17 protein-coding genes are annotated in these 15141 nt (G+C 43.0%); 13 read left to right on the top strand and 4 right to left on the bottom strand.

Features of this window, described 5'->3' with window-relative positions; genetic code table 11:
* The first annotated feature begins 109 nt into the window (after positions 1-109).
* The 5 genes from V7K44_RS25035 (at position 110) to V7K44_RS25055 (ending at position 3881) form a co-directional block, all read left to right on the top strand.
* Positions 110-835, top strand: a complete 726-nt coding sequence (locus V7K44_RS25035; protein ID WP_334935450.1) for a lysophospholipid acyltransferase family protein — start codon at positions 110-112, stop codon at positions 833-835.
* A 157-nt stretch (positions 836-992) separates the two neighbouring features.
* Positions 993-1811 (top strand): alpha/beta fold hydrolase, encoded by an 819-nt coding sequence (locus tag V7K44_RS25040; RefSeq protein WP_334935452.1) that lies wholly within the window; start codon positions 993-995, stop codon positions 1809-1811.
* Between the two features lie 170 nt (positions 1812-1981).
* The gene (locus V7K44_RS25045; protein WP_334935454.1) at positions 1982-2218 is read left to right on the top strand and encodes a hypothetical protein; all 237 of its coding nucleotides are present in this window, start codon (positions 1982-1984) and stop codon (positions 2216-2218) included.
* On the top strand, positions 2215-2562 hold the full coding sequence (locus V7K44_RS25050) for a type II toxin-antitoxin system PemK/MazF family toxin (protein WP_334935456.1): 348 nt from the start codon (positions 2215-2217) through the stop codon (positions 2560-2562). The genes V7K44_RS25045 and V7K44_RS25050 overlap by 4 nt, the downstream gene beginning before the upstream one ends.
* 152 nt (positions 2563-2714) lie before the next feature.
* A complete protein-coding gene (locus V7K44_RS25055; protein ID WP_334935458.1) occupies positions 2715-3881 on the top strand; it encodes an EcsC family protein in 1167 nt (388 codons plus the stop codon).
* A 138-nt stretch (positions 3882-4019) separates the two neighbouring features.
* Here the strand turns inward: V7K44_RS25055 and V7K44_RS25060 are convergent, their stop codons facing one another.
* Both V7K44_RS25060 and V7K44_RS25065 read right to left on the bottom strand, forming a co-directional pair.
* Entirely contained in the window at positions 4020-4205 is a 186-nt protein-coding gene (locus tag V7K44_RS25060; RefSeq protein WP_118166954.1) for a hypothetical protein, read from the bottom strand.
* Between the two features lie 5 nt (positions 4206-4210).
* On the bottom strand, positions 4211-4570 hold the full coding sequence (locus V7K44_RS25065) for a type II toxin-antitoxin system RelE/ParE family toxin (protein ID WP_334935459.1): 360 nt from the start codon (positions 4568-4570) through the stop codon (positions 4211-4213).
* A 195-nt stretch (positions 4571-4765) separates the two neighbouring features.
* Here V7K44_RS25065 and V7K44_RS25070 point away from each other — a divergent pair, with 195 nt between their 5' ends.
* From V7K44_RS25070 to fabD, 4 genes are all read left to right on the top strand, one after another.
* Positions 4766-6247 (top strand): leucyl aminopeptidase, encoded by a 1482-nt coding sequence (locus tag V7K44_RS25070; protein WP_334935462.1) that lies wholly within the window; start codon positions 4766-4768, stop codon positions 6245-6247.
* Positions 6248-6488: 241 nt separating this feature from the next.
* On the top strand, positions 6489-7511 hold the full coding sequence (gene plsX / locus V7K44_RS25075; protein ID WP_322739628.1) for a phosphate acyltransferase PlsX: 1023 nt from the start codon (positions 6489-6491) through the stop codon (positions 7509-7511).
* A gap of 155 nt (positions 7512-7666) precedes the next feature.
* Positions 7667-8659, top strand: a complete 993-nt coding sequence (locus V7K44_RS25080) for a beta-ketoacyl-ACP synthase 3 (protein WP_334935467.1) — start codon at positions 7667-7669, stop codon at positions 8657-8659.
* Positions 8660-8747: 88 nt separating this feature from the next.
* Positions 8748-9629, top strand: a complete 882-nt coding sequence (gene fabD, locus V7K44_RS25085; RefSeq protein ID WP_334935470.1) for an ACP S-malonyltransferase — start codon at positions 8748-8750, stop codon at positions 9627-9629.
* Here fabD and V7K44_RS25090 read toward each other — a convergent pair.
* Together V7K44_RS25090 and V7K44_RS25095 are read right to left on the bottom strand one after the other, a co-directional pair.
* A complete protein-coding gene (locus V7K44_RS25090; protein ID WP_334935646.1) occupies positions 9626-9910 on the bottom strand; it encodes an ATP-binding protein in 285 nt (94 codons plus the stop codon). The two genes, fabD and V7K44_RS25090, sit on opposite strands and share 4 nt — an antisense overlap.
* Positions 9853-10029, bottom strand: a complete 177-nt coding sequence (locus V7K44_RS25095) for a hypothetical protein (RefSeq protein WP_334935654.1) — start codon at positions 10027-10029, stop codon at positions 9853-9855. Before V7K44_RS25095 ends, V7K44_RS25090 begins: the two co-directional genes overlap by 58 nt.
* 134 nt (positions 10030-10163) lie before the next feature.
* Here V7K44_RS25095 and V7K44_RS25100 point away from each other — a divergent pair, with 134 nt between their 5' ends.
* The 4 genes from V7K44_RS25100 to V7K44_RS25115 all read left to right on the top strand — a co-directional run bounded on the left by V7K44_RS25100 (position 10164) and on the right by V7K44_RS25115 (position 15136).
* Positions 10164-10802, top strand: a complete 639-nt coding sequence (locus tag V7K44_RS25100) for a lysophospholipid acyltransferase family protein (RefSeq protein ID WP_334935472.1) — start codon at positions 10164-10166, stop codon at positions 10800-10802.
* A gap of 206 nt (positions 10803-11008) precedes the next feature.
* Positions 11009-12046 carry an AI-2E family transporter gene (locus V7K44_RS25105; RefSeq protein WP_334935474.1) on the top strand — a complete coding sequence of 346 codons (1038 nt, stop codon included), beginning with the start codon at positions 11009-11011 and terminating at the stop codon, positions 12044-12046.
* A 77-nt stretch (positions 12047-12123) separates the two neighbouring features.
* Positions 12124-12420 (top strand): DUF2288 domain-containing protein, encoded by a 297-nt coding sequence (locus tag V7K44_RS25110; RefSeq protein ID WP_334935476.1) that lies wholly within the window; start codon positions 12124-12126, stop codon positions 12418-12420.
* 196 nt (positions 12421-12616) lie between these two features.
* On the top strand, positions 12617-15136 hold the full coding sequence (locus tag V7K44_RS25115) for an endonuclease MutS2 (protein WP_334935479.1): 2520 nt from the start codon (positions 12617-12619) through the stop codon (positions 15134-15136).
* The last annotated feature ends 5 nt before the right edge of the window (positions 15137-15141 follow it).

A 15141-nucleotide genomic window follows, 5' to 3' on the forward strand; every position in this document is an offset into this window, starting at 1 on the left:
TTTGTAGATTAGATATTTCTATCTTAAGACGGTCATGGCATTAGTAAAGAAATGTAAAAATTAAATTAAGACGAATTGCCATATTTACCGGAAAATATATTGATTAGGTATGAGTGGAAATAGCCCCCTAGAGATTTCTCGCGCTTTGGTGGCGGCATTCTCAACGCAAATGTTCCGCTATTACGAAGACCGCATTCCCCAGGATGCGAGCGTCTTGGTAGTCAGCAATCACCGCAGCTTTATGGATGCACTGATTTTAATGGCAGCGTTATCGAGTCCGATTCGCTTTGCTTGCCATCACTATATGGGACAAGTTCCAGTCATGCGAGAGATTGTCACCGGTCAATTGGGGTGTTTTCCCTTGGAAGATACTCAAAACCGCCAGCAAAGCTTTTTTTCGCAGTCACAGGTGCTATTGCAGTCCAAGCAGATGGTGGGAGTATTTCCAGAAGGGACTGCACCAATGGTGAAATTTACTCAGCCAAGCCAGGTGGGTGAGTTTCAGCGGGGATTTGCTCATTTGGCATTGCGAGCAAATGTGCAGGATTTAGCTATTTTGCCGATCGCGATCGCCTCCTTAGAAGAAGTAAACACCAATGGCTTCCCATTAAGACTTTTAAGTGTATTCGACCCTTCAGAACCTTTATTTAATCAAAATGGTTGGCATCCCTTGGTAATTTATCGTCGAGTCGCGGTGTTAATCGGTCGTCCTTATTGGATTACGCCCCAACATCATAAAAAATATCACGGCAAACAAGCCAGAACTGTTGTGGCTGAACTGACGGAACACTGTCACGGCGAAATTAGCAATTTACTGCTTCAAGGTTGCTATTAAAGCTATTCGATTTTGCATTTTGGATTGTCTGCACAACTTTGAGTAGCTTGTTCCGAGACTTTTTTGTTTTTGCTCAAAAGTACCGAAGCTAATAAAAGCAACAATTTGCAGTCCAAAAGTTTTATACCATTGACTAATGACTAATGACCAATGACTAATGACTATCACAGAAGTTGAGCTAAACCCTTGTTTTCTGACTCCTAAACGAGTACAGCCAGAGTATCCACTATTGGTATATTTGCCAGGAATGGATGGAACTGGTCAACTATTGCGATCGCAAACCGCAGGATTAGAAACTGGCTTTGATGTGCGCTCTTTGGCGCTCCCCCGGAAAGACCTTAACACTTGGGATGCCCTAACTAAGAGTGTATTGGACTTGATCGACACCGAATTAGAAAAAAGTTTTCAAAGACCAGTTTACTTGTGTGGTGAGTCCTTTGGTGGTTGCTTGGCAATGAAAGTGGCAATCCAAGCACCCCATTTATTTAAGCGAATTATCCTAATTAATCCAGCTTCGTCCTTTCATCTTCGCCCTTGGTTAAGTTGGGCATCCCAGCTAACTTACTTAGTGCCATCAGGATTGTATGATGTTGGCGCACTAGGCTTGTTGCCATTTTTAGCATCTTTGTCACGCATTTCTCGCAGCGATCGCCACGATCTGCTAAAAACGATGCGTTCTGTCCCAGTCGAAACCGTTCTTTGGCGGTTGTCTTTACTGCGAGAGTTTGATATTGATGAGGAAAAGTTAAGGCGTTTAACTCAACCAGTTTTGTTGATTGCTGGTGCTAGCGATCGCCTTTTGCCTTCTGTAAATGAAGTGAACCGGATAGCGAACATCTTACCAAATAACAAGATTGTGGTGTTGCCCAATTGCGGACACGCTTGCTTGCTAGAGCAAGATACTGATCTCTATGAAATTCTTAAGGATAACGACTTTTTAGAAAGTAAAGCTGATATAGGTAGAGTTAAAAAGTAAAAAGTGTGATAAACATAAATTCATGCAGATCGCAACCATTTTTTATTTTGCTTTTTAACTTTTGCTTAGTTCAGTGAGAAGATAGGGAAAAGGACATCTAATATCTCATCACTTTCAAACAATACTTGCGTCCTCAAAAACCTTAACCATGTATTTTTGGAGACTCTCAAATGGTTGCTCTCAAAGAATTCCTTGGACAAGAATTAGACAAATTGAATGAAGAACAACTCAAACAAGTTAGAGATTTTATTGCCTTCCTCAAATTCCGCAGCAGAAATATTAGCTGGCAAATAGATAAAAATCAAATAGCTGCTCTTTATACTGAATTTGCCCAGGAAGATCGTCAACTAGCTGAAGCAGGATTAGATGAATATGCAGAACTTCTTACACAAGAAGATTTCAAATGAGGGTTCAACGAGGTGAAGTATGCCTAGCCAATTTAGACCCTACCAAGGGTTCTGAACAAGGAGGCACAAGACCAGTTATTATCTTTCAAGATAATATAGTCGCAGAATTCTCTACCACTATCATCACCATTCCTTTAACAACAAATTTGCGTCGTGCGTCTTTGCCAACCTGTTTATTAATTCAAAGTAGTGAAGGTGGATTAGAACGGGATTCAGTTGCTCTTTGCCACCAATTGCGAGTAATTGATAAAACAAGATTGCAAATAAAAGTGGGCGTTCTGACTCCAGAAATACTCACTATTTTAGAAGGCAAAGTGTTGTTGACATTAGGTTATCAGTGGTAAAATCACAACCTCTGTCATCCATCTTATGTCTATAGTTAAAGCTCAGAATAATTCCTATTTACTCTGACGAATTGTACTTATCGAGAGATGTCAAAGCCCCTCAAACTTCGCTACAACCAAAAGATAGAGGCTTTACAAGATGGTGTCAAGCAATGGCAGACAAACCCCAAGAAATAGAGGTGAATAAATTAGTTAATTCACCCAGAGAAACTTCAGAAGCAGGAATTCAGGCTCAATCATCAATAGAAAATGAACCGTCTATAGTAGAGTCTTTGATTAAAACTGTTGCTGAGACTGGCCAAGCAGTTTTAGATACAGCAGTAGGGGTGGGAGAAGCGACGGCAAAAGAAACACACAAGTTAATTGAGCAAACAACTCAAACCAGCGGTCAGTTTGTGAATCGCCTCAGCGAAAATTGGCTGATTAGAAAACTATCTGGAGTCTTAAATCTCAATTGGCTGATTAATGATAGTAACCTTGTTGATTTGGAACAAGCAGAAGCGGCGGTAAACAAGCTTAAGAAACAGTATCCAAATGAATCACCCAACCAGCTTGCTCACCGAATCATGGTGGAAAAAGCAACTCAAGCAGCCACAGTTGGACTAGCCACTAGTTTTTTGCCAGGAATAGCAGTGGCATTGTTGGCAATTGATTTAACAGCCACAACAAAATTGCAGTCAGAAATGCTTTATCAAATTGCATCTGTCTACGGGCTAGATTTAAAAGATCCTGCCCGCAAAGGTGAAATTTTAGCAATTTTTGGGTTGGCTTTGGGTGGAGGGCGTTTGTTGAAAGCTGCGGGGTTAGGCTTGCTGCGAAATGTGCCCTTAGCTGGTGCAGTTATTGGAGCTAGTTCAAATGCGACGATGATCTATTCATTGGGGTATGCTGCTTGTCGATTTTATGAAACCAAGCTGGATGAATCAACTTCCTTGGAATCGCCACAGACATTAGCAACATTAAAAGCCGAAAGTGAAAAGTATCTAGAAAGTGCGATCGCTCAAGAAGCCGTCATGGATCAAATCTTAGTTCACATGATCCTTGCTAGTCATCCAGATAAGACTTTGGAAGAAATTTTGCCAGAATTACAAGCTGTAAAACTCAGTCCTACCTCGTTGGATTCCATTGCCCAAAATATCAAATCACCTAAATCTTTAGATATACTGCTCAATCAGCTAAATCGTGATTTTGCTATGCCCTTGCTCGTTCAGTGTGAAAAAATTGCCCAGCTTGACAATAAGACTACATCACTTGAGCAAGAAATAATCGCAGCGATCGCCAGCAAATTTGATATTGACACAAATGGAATTGGGGCATAGGGCATTAGGCAGAGGAGGTAAAAAAGTGGAGTTATGAGCGCAGTTCGCTAGTATCAGACACAAAAATAGCCATTTTTAATAACTTTAAAGCCTGCCAAATTCCAACGGCTTGGCAGGCTTTTCTAGTGTTTTACTAAACTAATGTTCTATCATTAATTTTTTTCCAAATATAACTACCTCTCTTTTTTTAAACCTTTTCCTTTTATCTAATCTAAGTTTTTGCCTAGTTAATTCCTGAGCTATTAATTCCTGAGCGCGGCTCTCAATTTTTATTTGGTTTTCTATCGGCTGTTCTTTAATTTTTTCTCTTAGGCTTTTGCCCATTCTTCTTACCCTTCTTCTTTTAGTTTTTTAAGATGGCTCTTGTACCGTGCATCAGCCTTTTGAATTAAGTGTTTATAAAAAAGTTTTTGGCTAACGCCGGATTTGTCACCTGCTACTAATAAAATGCCTTGCCTCAATGGGTCAAAAGCAAACGCCACACGCCAAACACCACCAAAAGCTGAGAATCGTAACTCTTTCATGTTTCCGTAGTTCGACCCTTTGAGCGTATCAACATGAGGACGTTTTGCTTGTGGCCCAAACATTTCTAATACCTGAGCCGTAGCAAGCAACTCATTTTTTACTTCTTGAGGTAGAGCATTGAACTCAGACTCGAAATCATCATGAAACTCAACTTGCCATTCCACTAATTTATTATGGTTAAAACTTCATACATTTTCAAGCGTATTATCGATCGACACTCTCAGCGGTAACATTAATTATAGCTACTGGCCCCTGCTCCCTCATCTCCCTCATTTCCCCTATTCCCAACTCCCCTCAGCATTAAACAAGAATTTTGAGCAATACTGGTACAAGAAGGAATATTTACACAAAATCCCAAAATGACAATTCAACCTAGTGATAAGCCTTTACTAGAGTGGGCAGGCGATAGTTTGGCAATTGGATTATTTGAAGATGCAGTAGAGTTAACCGGAGAACTAGCTACTTTAGATCAAAAGTTTTCTGGAGTCTTAAAAGAACTGATTGCCGAAGAAGAATTTAAAGGTAAAGCCAATAGCACTATTTTCACCCGTGTAAATGCTGGTAGCCCAGTGCGGAAATTGATTTTAGTAGGTTTAGGCAAACCAGATGCACTAAAACTAGATACTCTGCGTCGTGCTGCTGCGGCTGTAGCCAGGGTAGGAAAAAAGCAAAAAAGCAAAATTCTCGGATTTAGTTTTCCATTGTGGAATAACGATCCAGCAGCGAGTGCCCAAGCGATCGCAGAAGGTGTGGAATTAGCACTTTACCAAGATATTCGCTTTAAATCCGAACCAGAAGATAAAGGTTCACAAATAGAAAGTGTAGATTTACTGGGTTTTGGTGGACAAGAAGCCGCCATTACCCGCGCTAATCAAATTGTTTCCGGGGTAAATTTAGCACGGCAATTAGTCGCAGCACCAGCCAACGCAGTCACACCAATTACTTTAGCCGAAACTGCTCAAGCGATCGCCAAGGATTATGGTTTACAACTAGAAATTCTGGAACGAGAAGACTGTGAAAAGTTAGGCATGGGTGCATTTTTGGGAGTAGCCCAAGCTTCCGATTTGCCACCGAAATTCATTCACTTAACTTACAAGCCAGAAGGTACACCCAAAAAGAAATTAGCAATTATTGGTAAAGGTGTAACCTTCGATTCCGGCGGACTCAACATTAAAGGTGCTGGTAGCGGCATCGAAACTATGAAGATGGATATGGGGGGTGCAGCTGCTACCTTGGGGGCAGCAAAAGCAATTGCTCAAATTAAGCCAGATGTTGAAGTTCACTTTATTTCGGCGGCGGCTGAAAACATGATTAGCGGTCACGCCATGCACCCTGGAGATATTCTCACAGCATCAAATGGTAAAACAATCGAAGTGAACAACACCGATGCTGAAGGACGTTTGACCTTAGCAGATGCCTTGGTGTATGCCGACAAATTGGGCTTAGATGCGATCGTTGATTTAGCAACCCTGACTGGTGCCAACGTCATTGCATTAGGTGACGATATTGCTGGTTTGTACACTCCCGATGATGCTGTAGCTTCCCAGATTGAAAAAGCTGCCCAAACTTCAGGGGAAAAGATTTGGCGGATGCCAATGGAAGAAAAATATTTTGAAGGGTTAAAGTCTGGTATAGCGGACATGAAAAATACAGGCCCGCGTCCGGGTGGTGCAATTACTGCTGCCCTTTTCCTCAAGGAATTCGTTAAACAAACCCCTTGGGCGCACATAGATATTGCTGGCCCAGTGTGGACAGATAAAGAAAATGGCTACAACAGCGCAGGGGCAACTGGCTACGGCGTTCGGACACTAGTTGATTGGGTGCTAGGAATTGGTGAATAGGGAGTGAAGAAGGGAATAGGTTACAGGTTACAGGGTACAGATTATTCCCTGTCACCTGTCACCTTTCCCCTAATCCCAATGCCCCATACCCAATGCCCAATACCCGAAAATTCGTGCTATCTTGAGCTTGCCAGCAAAAATTGTTGCAATAGTAACAGAATTAATTTGGCGGTCAGAAAATTAAGCTTTTTCGGGCATTGCCATCTGGTAAAATTTGTAAGGTTTCTAGAAGCTGTGAGCAATGGGATCGACTCGCGTACGGATCGCAATTGACGCAATGGGAGGGGATCATGCACCTGGTGAAATCGTTGCTGGCGCATTGCGGGCAAGAGAAGAATTGGGTGTAGATATATTGTTGGTTGGCGATCCCCAACAAATAGAAGCTGCCTTGCCATCAAAAACAAGTTTAGGGCAGGTGGAGATCGTGACTGCTGAAGAAGCGATCGCAATGGATGAGGAGCCTTTAAATGCAGTTAGACGCAAACGCAAGGCTTCTATCAATGTGGCGATGGATTTAGTCAAGCAGGAAAAGGCAGATGCCGTATTTTCTGCCGGTCACTCTGGGGCCGCTATGGCATCAGCTTTGCTCCGCTTAGGCCGATTGCCAGGAATCGATCGCCCAGCCATCGGGACAGTTTTTCCGACAATTATTGCTGGTAAGCCAGTGCTAGTACTTGATGTCGGCGCTAATGTAGATTGCCGCCCCAAGTTTTTAGAGCAGTTTGGCGTTATGGGATCGGCTTACAGTAAGTATGTCTTGGGTACAGATGAACCGAAGGTGGGTTTGCTGAATATCGGTGAAGAAGACTCGAAAGGCAATGATGCAGCAGTCCGCGCCCACCAACTGCTACGCGAAAATTCTCAAATTAATTTTATTGGCAATGCTGAAGGGCGTGATGTGCTTTCCGGTCGCTTTGATGTGATTGTCTGCGATGGCTTTGTAGGCAATGTATTGTTAAAATTTGCCGAAGCCGTTGGAGAAGTGATTCTGCAAATTTTGCGGGAAGAATTACCCCAAGGATTGCACGGTCAAATCGGTTCCGCACTCTTAAAACCCAACTTGAAGCGGATTAAGCAGCGAATGGATCACGCAGAACATGGTGGTGCTTTACTGCTAGGCGTGGCAGGAGTCTGTTTTATCGGTCACGGAAGCTCCCAAGCACCTTCAATTTTTAATGCAATTCGCATGGCAAAAGAAGCTGTTGACAACCAGGTGATACAACGAATTCAGTCCCAATATATCCTAGAGCGCGAGAGCGGTTAGTCATTGGTCATTGGTCATTGGTCATTAGTCATTCGTCATTAGTCATTAGTCATTTGTAAAGGACAAAGGACAACTGACAAAGGACAACTGACAAAGGACAACTGACAAAAGACAAAAGACAAAGGACAAAAAGCTGATAGCTTGGGAGATTAAGAGTGCAAAACTTAGGCGTAGCAATCACCGGAAGCGGCTCGGCAGTACCAGCAACTTCCCTACACAACGAGACATTGAGCGAACTAGTTGAAACATCAGATGAGTGGATCGCTACAAGAACAGGAATTCGTCAGCGTCGATTAGCTCTGCCATCTGAGTCCTTGAGTGGACTCGCTACTGCCGCCAGCAGTCAGGCGATCGCAGCTTCAGGAATTAAAGCAGAAGACCTAGACCTGATTCTGCTAGCGACTTCCACCCCTGATGATTTGTTTGGTAGTGCTTGTCAAGTACAGGCTAAATTGGGAGCTACCAACGCAGTAGCCTTTGACTTGACCGCTGCCTGTTCCGGCTTTGTGTTTGGTTTGGTTACAGCAGCCCAATACATTAGAACTGGTGTCTACAGAAATGTACTGTTGATCGGGGCAGATATCCTCTCTCGCTGGGTAGATTGGGAAGATCGCCGGACTTGTGTATTGTTTGGTGACGGTGCTGGAGCAGTGGTGTTACAAGCTGCCAAAAGCGATCGCTTATTAGGATTTGCACTTAAAAGTGATGGTACTCAAAACCATTACCTCAACCTTGCTTATGCAGGTACTTCCCAAGAACTGGTGACTGATGTAAATATCACCAAAGGCACTTACCAACCGATTACGATGAACGGCAAAGAAGTCTACCGCTTTGCTGTCCAAAAAGTGCCAGAAATAATTGATAAAGCCTTGTTTCAAGCCAACCTCAGCGTTGACCAGATAGATTGGCTGATATTGCATCAAGCCAATCAGCGGATTATCGATGCCGTTGCCCAACGCCTGAATATCCCAGAACATAAAGTTATCAGTAATCTCGCCCAGTATGGCAATACCTCAGCGGCTTCCATCCCCTTAGCTTTAGATGAAGCAGTACGACAAGGTAAAATTAAACCCAATGACATCGTTGCTACATCCGGCTTTGGTGCCGGTCTTACCTGGGGCGCGGCAATCTTTCAATGGGGAAGATAAATATTTTGTCATTAGTCATTAGTCATTTGTCCTTTGTGAATGACCAATGACCAATGACAAATGACCAATGACCACTGACTATTGACAAATGACAAAAACTGCATGGGTGTTTCCCGGACAAGGTTCCCAAACGCTGGGAATGGGAATGGATTTACTAGATATACCGTCCGCTAAAGACAAGCTTGCCAAAGCTGAAGAGATTTTGGGCTGGTCTGTAACTGAAATTTGTCAAACTCAAGAAGAGAAGTTATCACAGACGCTATATACCCAGCCAAGTCTTTATGTGGTTGAAAGCATTCTTGCTGACCTGCTTCGAGAACGAGGACATCAGCCAGATTTAGTTGCTGGTCACAGTTTGGGAGAATATACTGCCCTTTATATAGCGGGTGTCTTTGAGTGGTCGGCTGGTTTATATCTGGTGAAGCGCCGTGCAGAACTCATGGATAGTGCCGTCGGTGGTATGATGGCAGCTTTGATGAACTTTGACCGCGAACAGTTAGAAAAAGTCATTGCTCAAACGCCTGATGTGGTAGTAGCAAATGATAATAGTTCGGCTCAAGTGGTAATTTCAGGTACGACTGAGGCTGTACAAGCGGTGATGACTCAAGTTAAAACAAAGCGTGCTATTCCCTTAAAAGTTTCTGGAGCATTTCATTCACATTTAATAGCACCAGCAGCTGCGGAATTTCAAAACATTCTAGAATCTGTGGAATTTCAGCCAGCTATTGTGCCAGTACTGTCTAATGTAGAACCAATTCCGTCTATTGATGCCGAGATTTTAAAGCAACGCCTGAATAAACAAATGACTGGTTCTGTAAGATGGCGAGAAATTTGTCTGCAATTACCAGTTAACGGTATCGAGCGAGTAATGGAAATTGGCCCTAGTAAAGTGTTAACTGGCTTGATTAAACGTAATAGCCCTGATTTAATATTAGAAAATATCCAGAGTGCTGCTAATTTGTCTGTTTAATTTTTTTTAGCTTCTATCGGTAGGGTGACGACAAATTCTGCGCCCAATCCTTGCGTGGAATTATAATCAAGTTTACCTTGATGTAGTTCAGTCACAATTTGATAGCTGAGAGATAAACCCAATCCAGATCCTTTACGCACATCTTTAGTTGTGAAAAAAGGATAAAATAACCTTGTTAAAGTTGTGTCTGCAACTCCAAGACCATTATCTGCGATCGCAAGGTCTAGGTGTTGCGATACGATAAGAGTTCGCTGAAACTCGGATAAGGATTTTTGAGCAATTTAATCACTACAGGTAATGAGTCAGTTTCTCGATAACCGCGATAAACCAGGGTTCGAGAACCGTTGTAGAGTTTTTCGCTAACCTTGTATCCAGGAATACTGACTGTAGTGAGAAACATACTGTTAAATTCTAAATATTTCTAGATTTAGTGTTCCCCAATGAGTGAAGTAATTCATCTCTATAGCTTTTTTGCGTTTGATTCGGGTGTTGCGATCGCGTATGCTAAATTCAGTTTGATTTGCATTATCTTCTGTGGACAAAAACCGCGAACCGTTGATCAGTCTGGCACTTTACCACGCCTTTAAATGGTCAGTCGTCAGCCCGATGCTTCACGCTTATTTTCGAGGCCAGATTCATGGTGCGGAAAATGTCCCCAAATCAGGGCCGTTATTAGTAGTGAGTAATCACGCTAGTTATTTCGATCCGCCGATTGTCTCTAATTGTGTACGTCGTCCAGTGGCGTATATGGCGAAAGAAGAGTTATTTAATATCCCCGTTTTGGCGCAAGCGATTAAATTGTATGGTGCTTACCCAGTCAGCCGGGGAAATGCCGATCGCAATGCCATCCGCTCCGCCTTAGAATATCTCAATAAAGGTTGGGCTGTCGGTGTTTTCTTGCAAGGTACTCGCACCCCAAATGGTCGAATTACAGACCCCAAAAGAGGCGCACTGCTGCTAGCCGCGAAAGCAAAAGCCCCAATATTACCAGTAAGTGTCTGGGGTACTGAGAAGATTTTACAAAAAGGCTTGTCCCTACCTCACGCAGTTCCCATCACCGTCAGAATTGGTAACTTGATTGATGCTCCTAGTTCCAGTAATAAAGAGGAATTGGAAGCGTTGACACAAAAGTGTGCCACAGTAATTAACGAAATGCATGATTTAGGACGATGAATCTAGAGAAACTACAGATATATGCTTTAGGGAGGTAGAGATCGCTATTAGATTACTCTAATCTTAAACTCTATTCCTCTAGCCATAAAGTAAAGGACTTCCAAAAAATAAATCTCAATCTTACAGGGTGGCTAACTTGATCGCGCTAAACAACTAGCGTTTTTATGGCTTAATTACGAATTACGAATTACGAATTATGAATTATTATGAGCGGCTTTGAAGCCAAGAATTTTTGGGAGCGATTAAATAATCTGGCATTAGTTCGCTTTTTGCTTTTGGTTGCTTCTGGCTGGGCAATTGTACAACTTTTAGCTTATTTTGAATCGGTCATTGTTATTTTTACATTTGCAGCAATTTTAGCTTTTTTGCTCAGTTATCCTGTACAAGGGCTGCGGCGTTTTTTGCCCCACGGTATAGCTGTTGGTGTCGTTTTCTTGCTCAGTATTGTGATTATAGGCGGTCTGATAATTACTGTGAGCTTAACGGTTTTATCTCAAGGACAACAATTAATTAATAGTATCACTGCATTTTTAAATTCTTTAGTACCTTTATTAGAGGGAGTAGAAGGATTTTTGCGTAACCGTAATTTACAGATAGATTTAAGTTTTATTGAAGAACAATTGCGAAATCAAGCTGTATCAAGCCTTGTAACTAGTTTAGCTATTTTACAAGGGTTTATGACAAACTTTGTAACTTTTATATTGATTGCAGTTGTGGCTTTTTTCATGCTATTAGATGGAGATAAACTGTGGAATTTTATTTTAAAAATAGTACCAAAACAGCGCCGTAATAGATTTACAAATATCATCAGAAGGTCTTTTTTAGGATTTTTTAGAGGTCAGTTGCTATTAAGTGGATTTTTAACAATTTCGACGTTCCTAGTTTTTTTAATATTAAAAGTGCCTTTCGCTTTGATACTTTCAATAATAGTTGGAATTGTTGATATAATTCCAGGCATAGGCGCAACATTAGGAGTAAGCACAGTTACTCTATTTGTTTTGTCTCAAGGTGTTTGGTTAGCAGTCAAGGTATTAATAGCTTGTATTGTCCTCCAACAGATACAAGACAACTTGATTGCTCCCAGAATTATGCAAGGCGCGCTGAATCTTAATCCTGTAGTGGTGTTTTTTGCTTTATTAGTAGGGGCTAGAGTAGCAGGATTATTAGGTGTTTTTATATCTATTCCGATCGCAGGAGTAATTGTGTCTTTATTTGAAATTGATGAAATGAAATCTGAAGTTTAGTTATTGGTCATTTGTCAGGAACTCGGAACTAGTGAATAATGTAAAAATAGCCATTTACAAATAAACATTGGGAAGTAATGTCGGATTTAAGAGCGGAATTAACAGAAATTTTGGATGAGGCAGAGTGGGAATGGTTAATTCCTCATGTACAACGAGATGCAGTAATTTTGGTGGCACTTGATCTAGACTTGGTGGATGTTGGAGTAGCGATCGCCAGTGATAACATTCCATCAGTGGAACAGTGGATTGATAAACAATTAATTACCAAACCCACAACAGTACAAGTGGGAGAATGGAATGGCGATCGCACTAAGCGATTTAATACTCTCATCGTTCAGCCTTACGTTCTGGCGCAAGAAATAGTTGCTGCTTAATTGGTTTCTATGTTGTTTTCGATGACAGTTGGCGTTGGGGTATTTGCTTATAAAAGATAGCTTGGCGTGCTATTTGTTACTAGATTATTACCACTGACTAACTGGCTGATTTGATTAAAGCAAAATTTTCTCCTTTAAGATTTATCCATCTAGGAGCTAGAATTGTTACCATAATTTCAGATTAGATGTTGAAACCTTGATCCAATCTGAAACCTTAGAATTATTAGAATGGCATCGCCTGTGCCAGCACCTTGCCACCTTTGCCGCAACTAAGCTGGGGGCGACAGCTGCGCGTCATCTGAAAATACCTGATTCTCAGACCCAAAGCGAACAGTTGTTAGAGCAAACTAAAGAAATCTACCAACTAGAAACTCGCCTGACCACGGGACTCTCATTTGAAGGCATTCAAGATATTGGCGATTCCCTAGAACGAGCAGAACGCAGTGGAGTTCTGGCAGGAGAAGAACTGTTAGCGATCGCCACCACCCTCGCGGGTGCGAGAAATTTGCGCCGTGTCATCGACAATCAAGAAGATTTGCCGATATTGACTGAGTTGGTTGCCGATTTGCGGACTTATCCAGAACTAGAACAGGAAATTCACCGCTGTATTGATGAACGGGCCCAGGTAACTGACCGCGCGAGTCAAAAACTGGGAGAAATTCGTACAGACTTGCGGCGATTACGCAGCCAAATTACCCAAAAGCTGCAAAATATCTTACAGGCAAAATCTGGGGCAGTTCAAGAACAGCTGATTACGCAACGGAGCGATCGCTTTGTTATCCCCGTAAAAGCACCCCAAAAAGATGCCATTCCCGGTATAGTTCACGATACCTCTACCAGTGGTGCAACGCTATACGTAGAGCCGAATTCGGTAGTGCCTCTAGGCAACCAACTAAGGCAAATTATCCGAAGAGAGCAAGCCGAAGAAGAAACGATTCGCCGAGTTTTGACTGAACAAGTAGCCGCAGTTAAACCAGATTTAGAGAGATTGTTAGCGATCGCTACTACTTTGGATCTGGCAACTGCTAGATCCCGGTATAGCTACTGGTTAGGAGCGAATCCCCCGCGATTTATCCAGCGAGAAGATAAGGAAATCATTACCTTGCGGAACTTGCGACATCCTCTGTTAGTGTGGCAGCAACAGCACGAACAAGGGCAACCAGTAGTTCCTGTAGATTTACTGATTAGCCCACAAATTCGGGTAGTGACAATTACTGGGCCTAATACTGGCGGTAAAACTGTAACCTTAAAAACCTTGGGGTTAGCAGCATTAATGGCCAAAGTGGGTTTATTTGTCCCCGCCCGCGAACCAGTGGAAATACCTTGGTTTGATAAAGTGCTGGCAGATATTGGGGATGAACAATCCTTACAGCAAAGTTTATCCACATTTTCTGGACACATCCGCCGGATTAGTCGGATTCTAGAAGCATTGGGGAATGGGGAAGCAGAGGAGCAGGGGAGCAGGGGAGCAGGGGAGCAGGGGAGCAGGGGAGCAGGGGAGCAGGAGACTGGAGTTATTTCTCCATCACTCAGCACTCAGCACTCAGCACTCAGCACTCAACACTCAGCACTCAGCACTCAGCACTCAGCACTCGTTTTACTTGATGAAGTCGGCGCAGGAACCGATCCAGTGGAAGGTAGTGCTTTAGCGATCGCTTTGTTGCAATATCTTGCCAACCATACCCAGCTAACGATCGCCACTACTCACTTCGGCGAACTAAAAGCCCTGAAATACGAAGACGATCGGTTTGAAAATGCCTCTGTAGAATTTGACGAAAGTACTTTGTCGCCTACTTATCGTCTGCTGTGGGGCATCCCCGGACGTTCTAATGCCTTAACCATTGCCCTGCGCTTGGGATTGAAGCCAGAAGTTGTACAACAGGCAAAAACCCAAGTGGGAGAGGCCACAGATGAAGTTAACCAGGTGATTGCTGGGTTAGAAGCGCAACGCCGCCGCCAAGAAACCAAAGCTGCGGAAGCCCAAAGTTTGTTGCAGCAAGCGGAACGTTTATACAAACAAGTATCCGCAAAAGCCGCAAGCTTGGAGGAAAGGGAAAGCAGTTTGCGGGCTTCACAGGAAGTAGCAGTGCAACAAGCGATCGCTCAAGCAAAAGGTGAAATTGCCCAAGTTATCCGCCGCTTGCAGAAAGGTACGCCCACAGCCCAAGAGGCCCAGCAAGCAACTAATGCTTTGAATCAAATTGGCCAGCAATATCAGCCAGCAACGCCAGCAAAACCAAAAGTTGGGTTTATGCCCAAAATTGGCGATCGCCTCCGTGTTCCCAAATTGGGACAGGTAGCAGAAGTTATAACTGCCCCCGACGAAGATGGCGAGTTAAGCGTTCGCTTTGGGCTAATGAAGATGACTGTGAAGTTGCAAGATGTAGAATCTCTAGATGGTCAAAAAGCCGAACCAATCGTCAAACCCAAACCAGCCCCAGCACCAGTAACGCCACCACTGCAAACTGTCCCAGAAATTCGCACCTCGCAAAACACTATCGATTTGCGCGGTAAACGGGTGGCTGATGCCGAATACATTTTAGATAAAGCCATTTCGGAAGCTACAGGGCCAGTCTGGATTATTCACGGCTATGGCACTGGTAAGCTACGACAAGGAGTTCACGCCTTTTTGCAACAGCATCCCAGAGTGAACAACTACGAACCAGCAGAACAAGCAGATGGCGGTAGTGGTGTTACCGTTGCTCATATCAAATAAAGAGC

Source organism: Nostoc sp., assembly GCF_036917235.1.
GTDB lineage: Bacteria > Cyanobacteriota > Cyanobacteriia > Cyanobacteriales > Nostocaceae > Nostoc.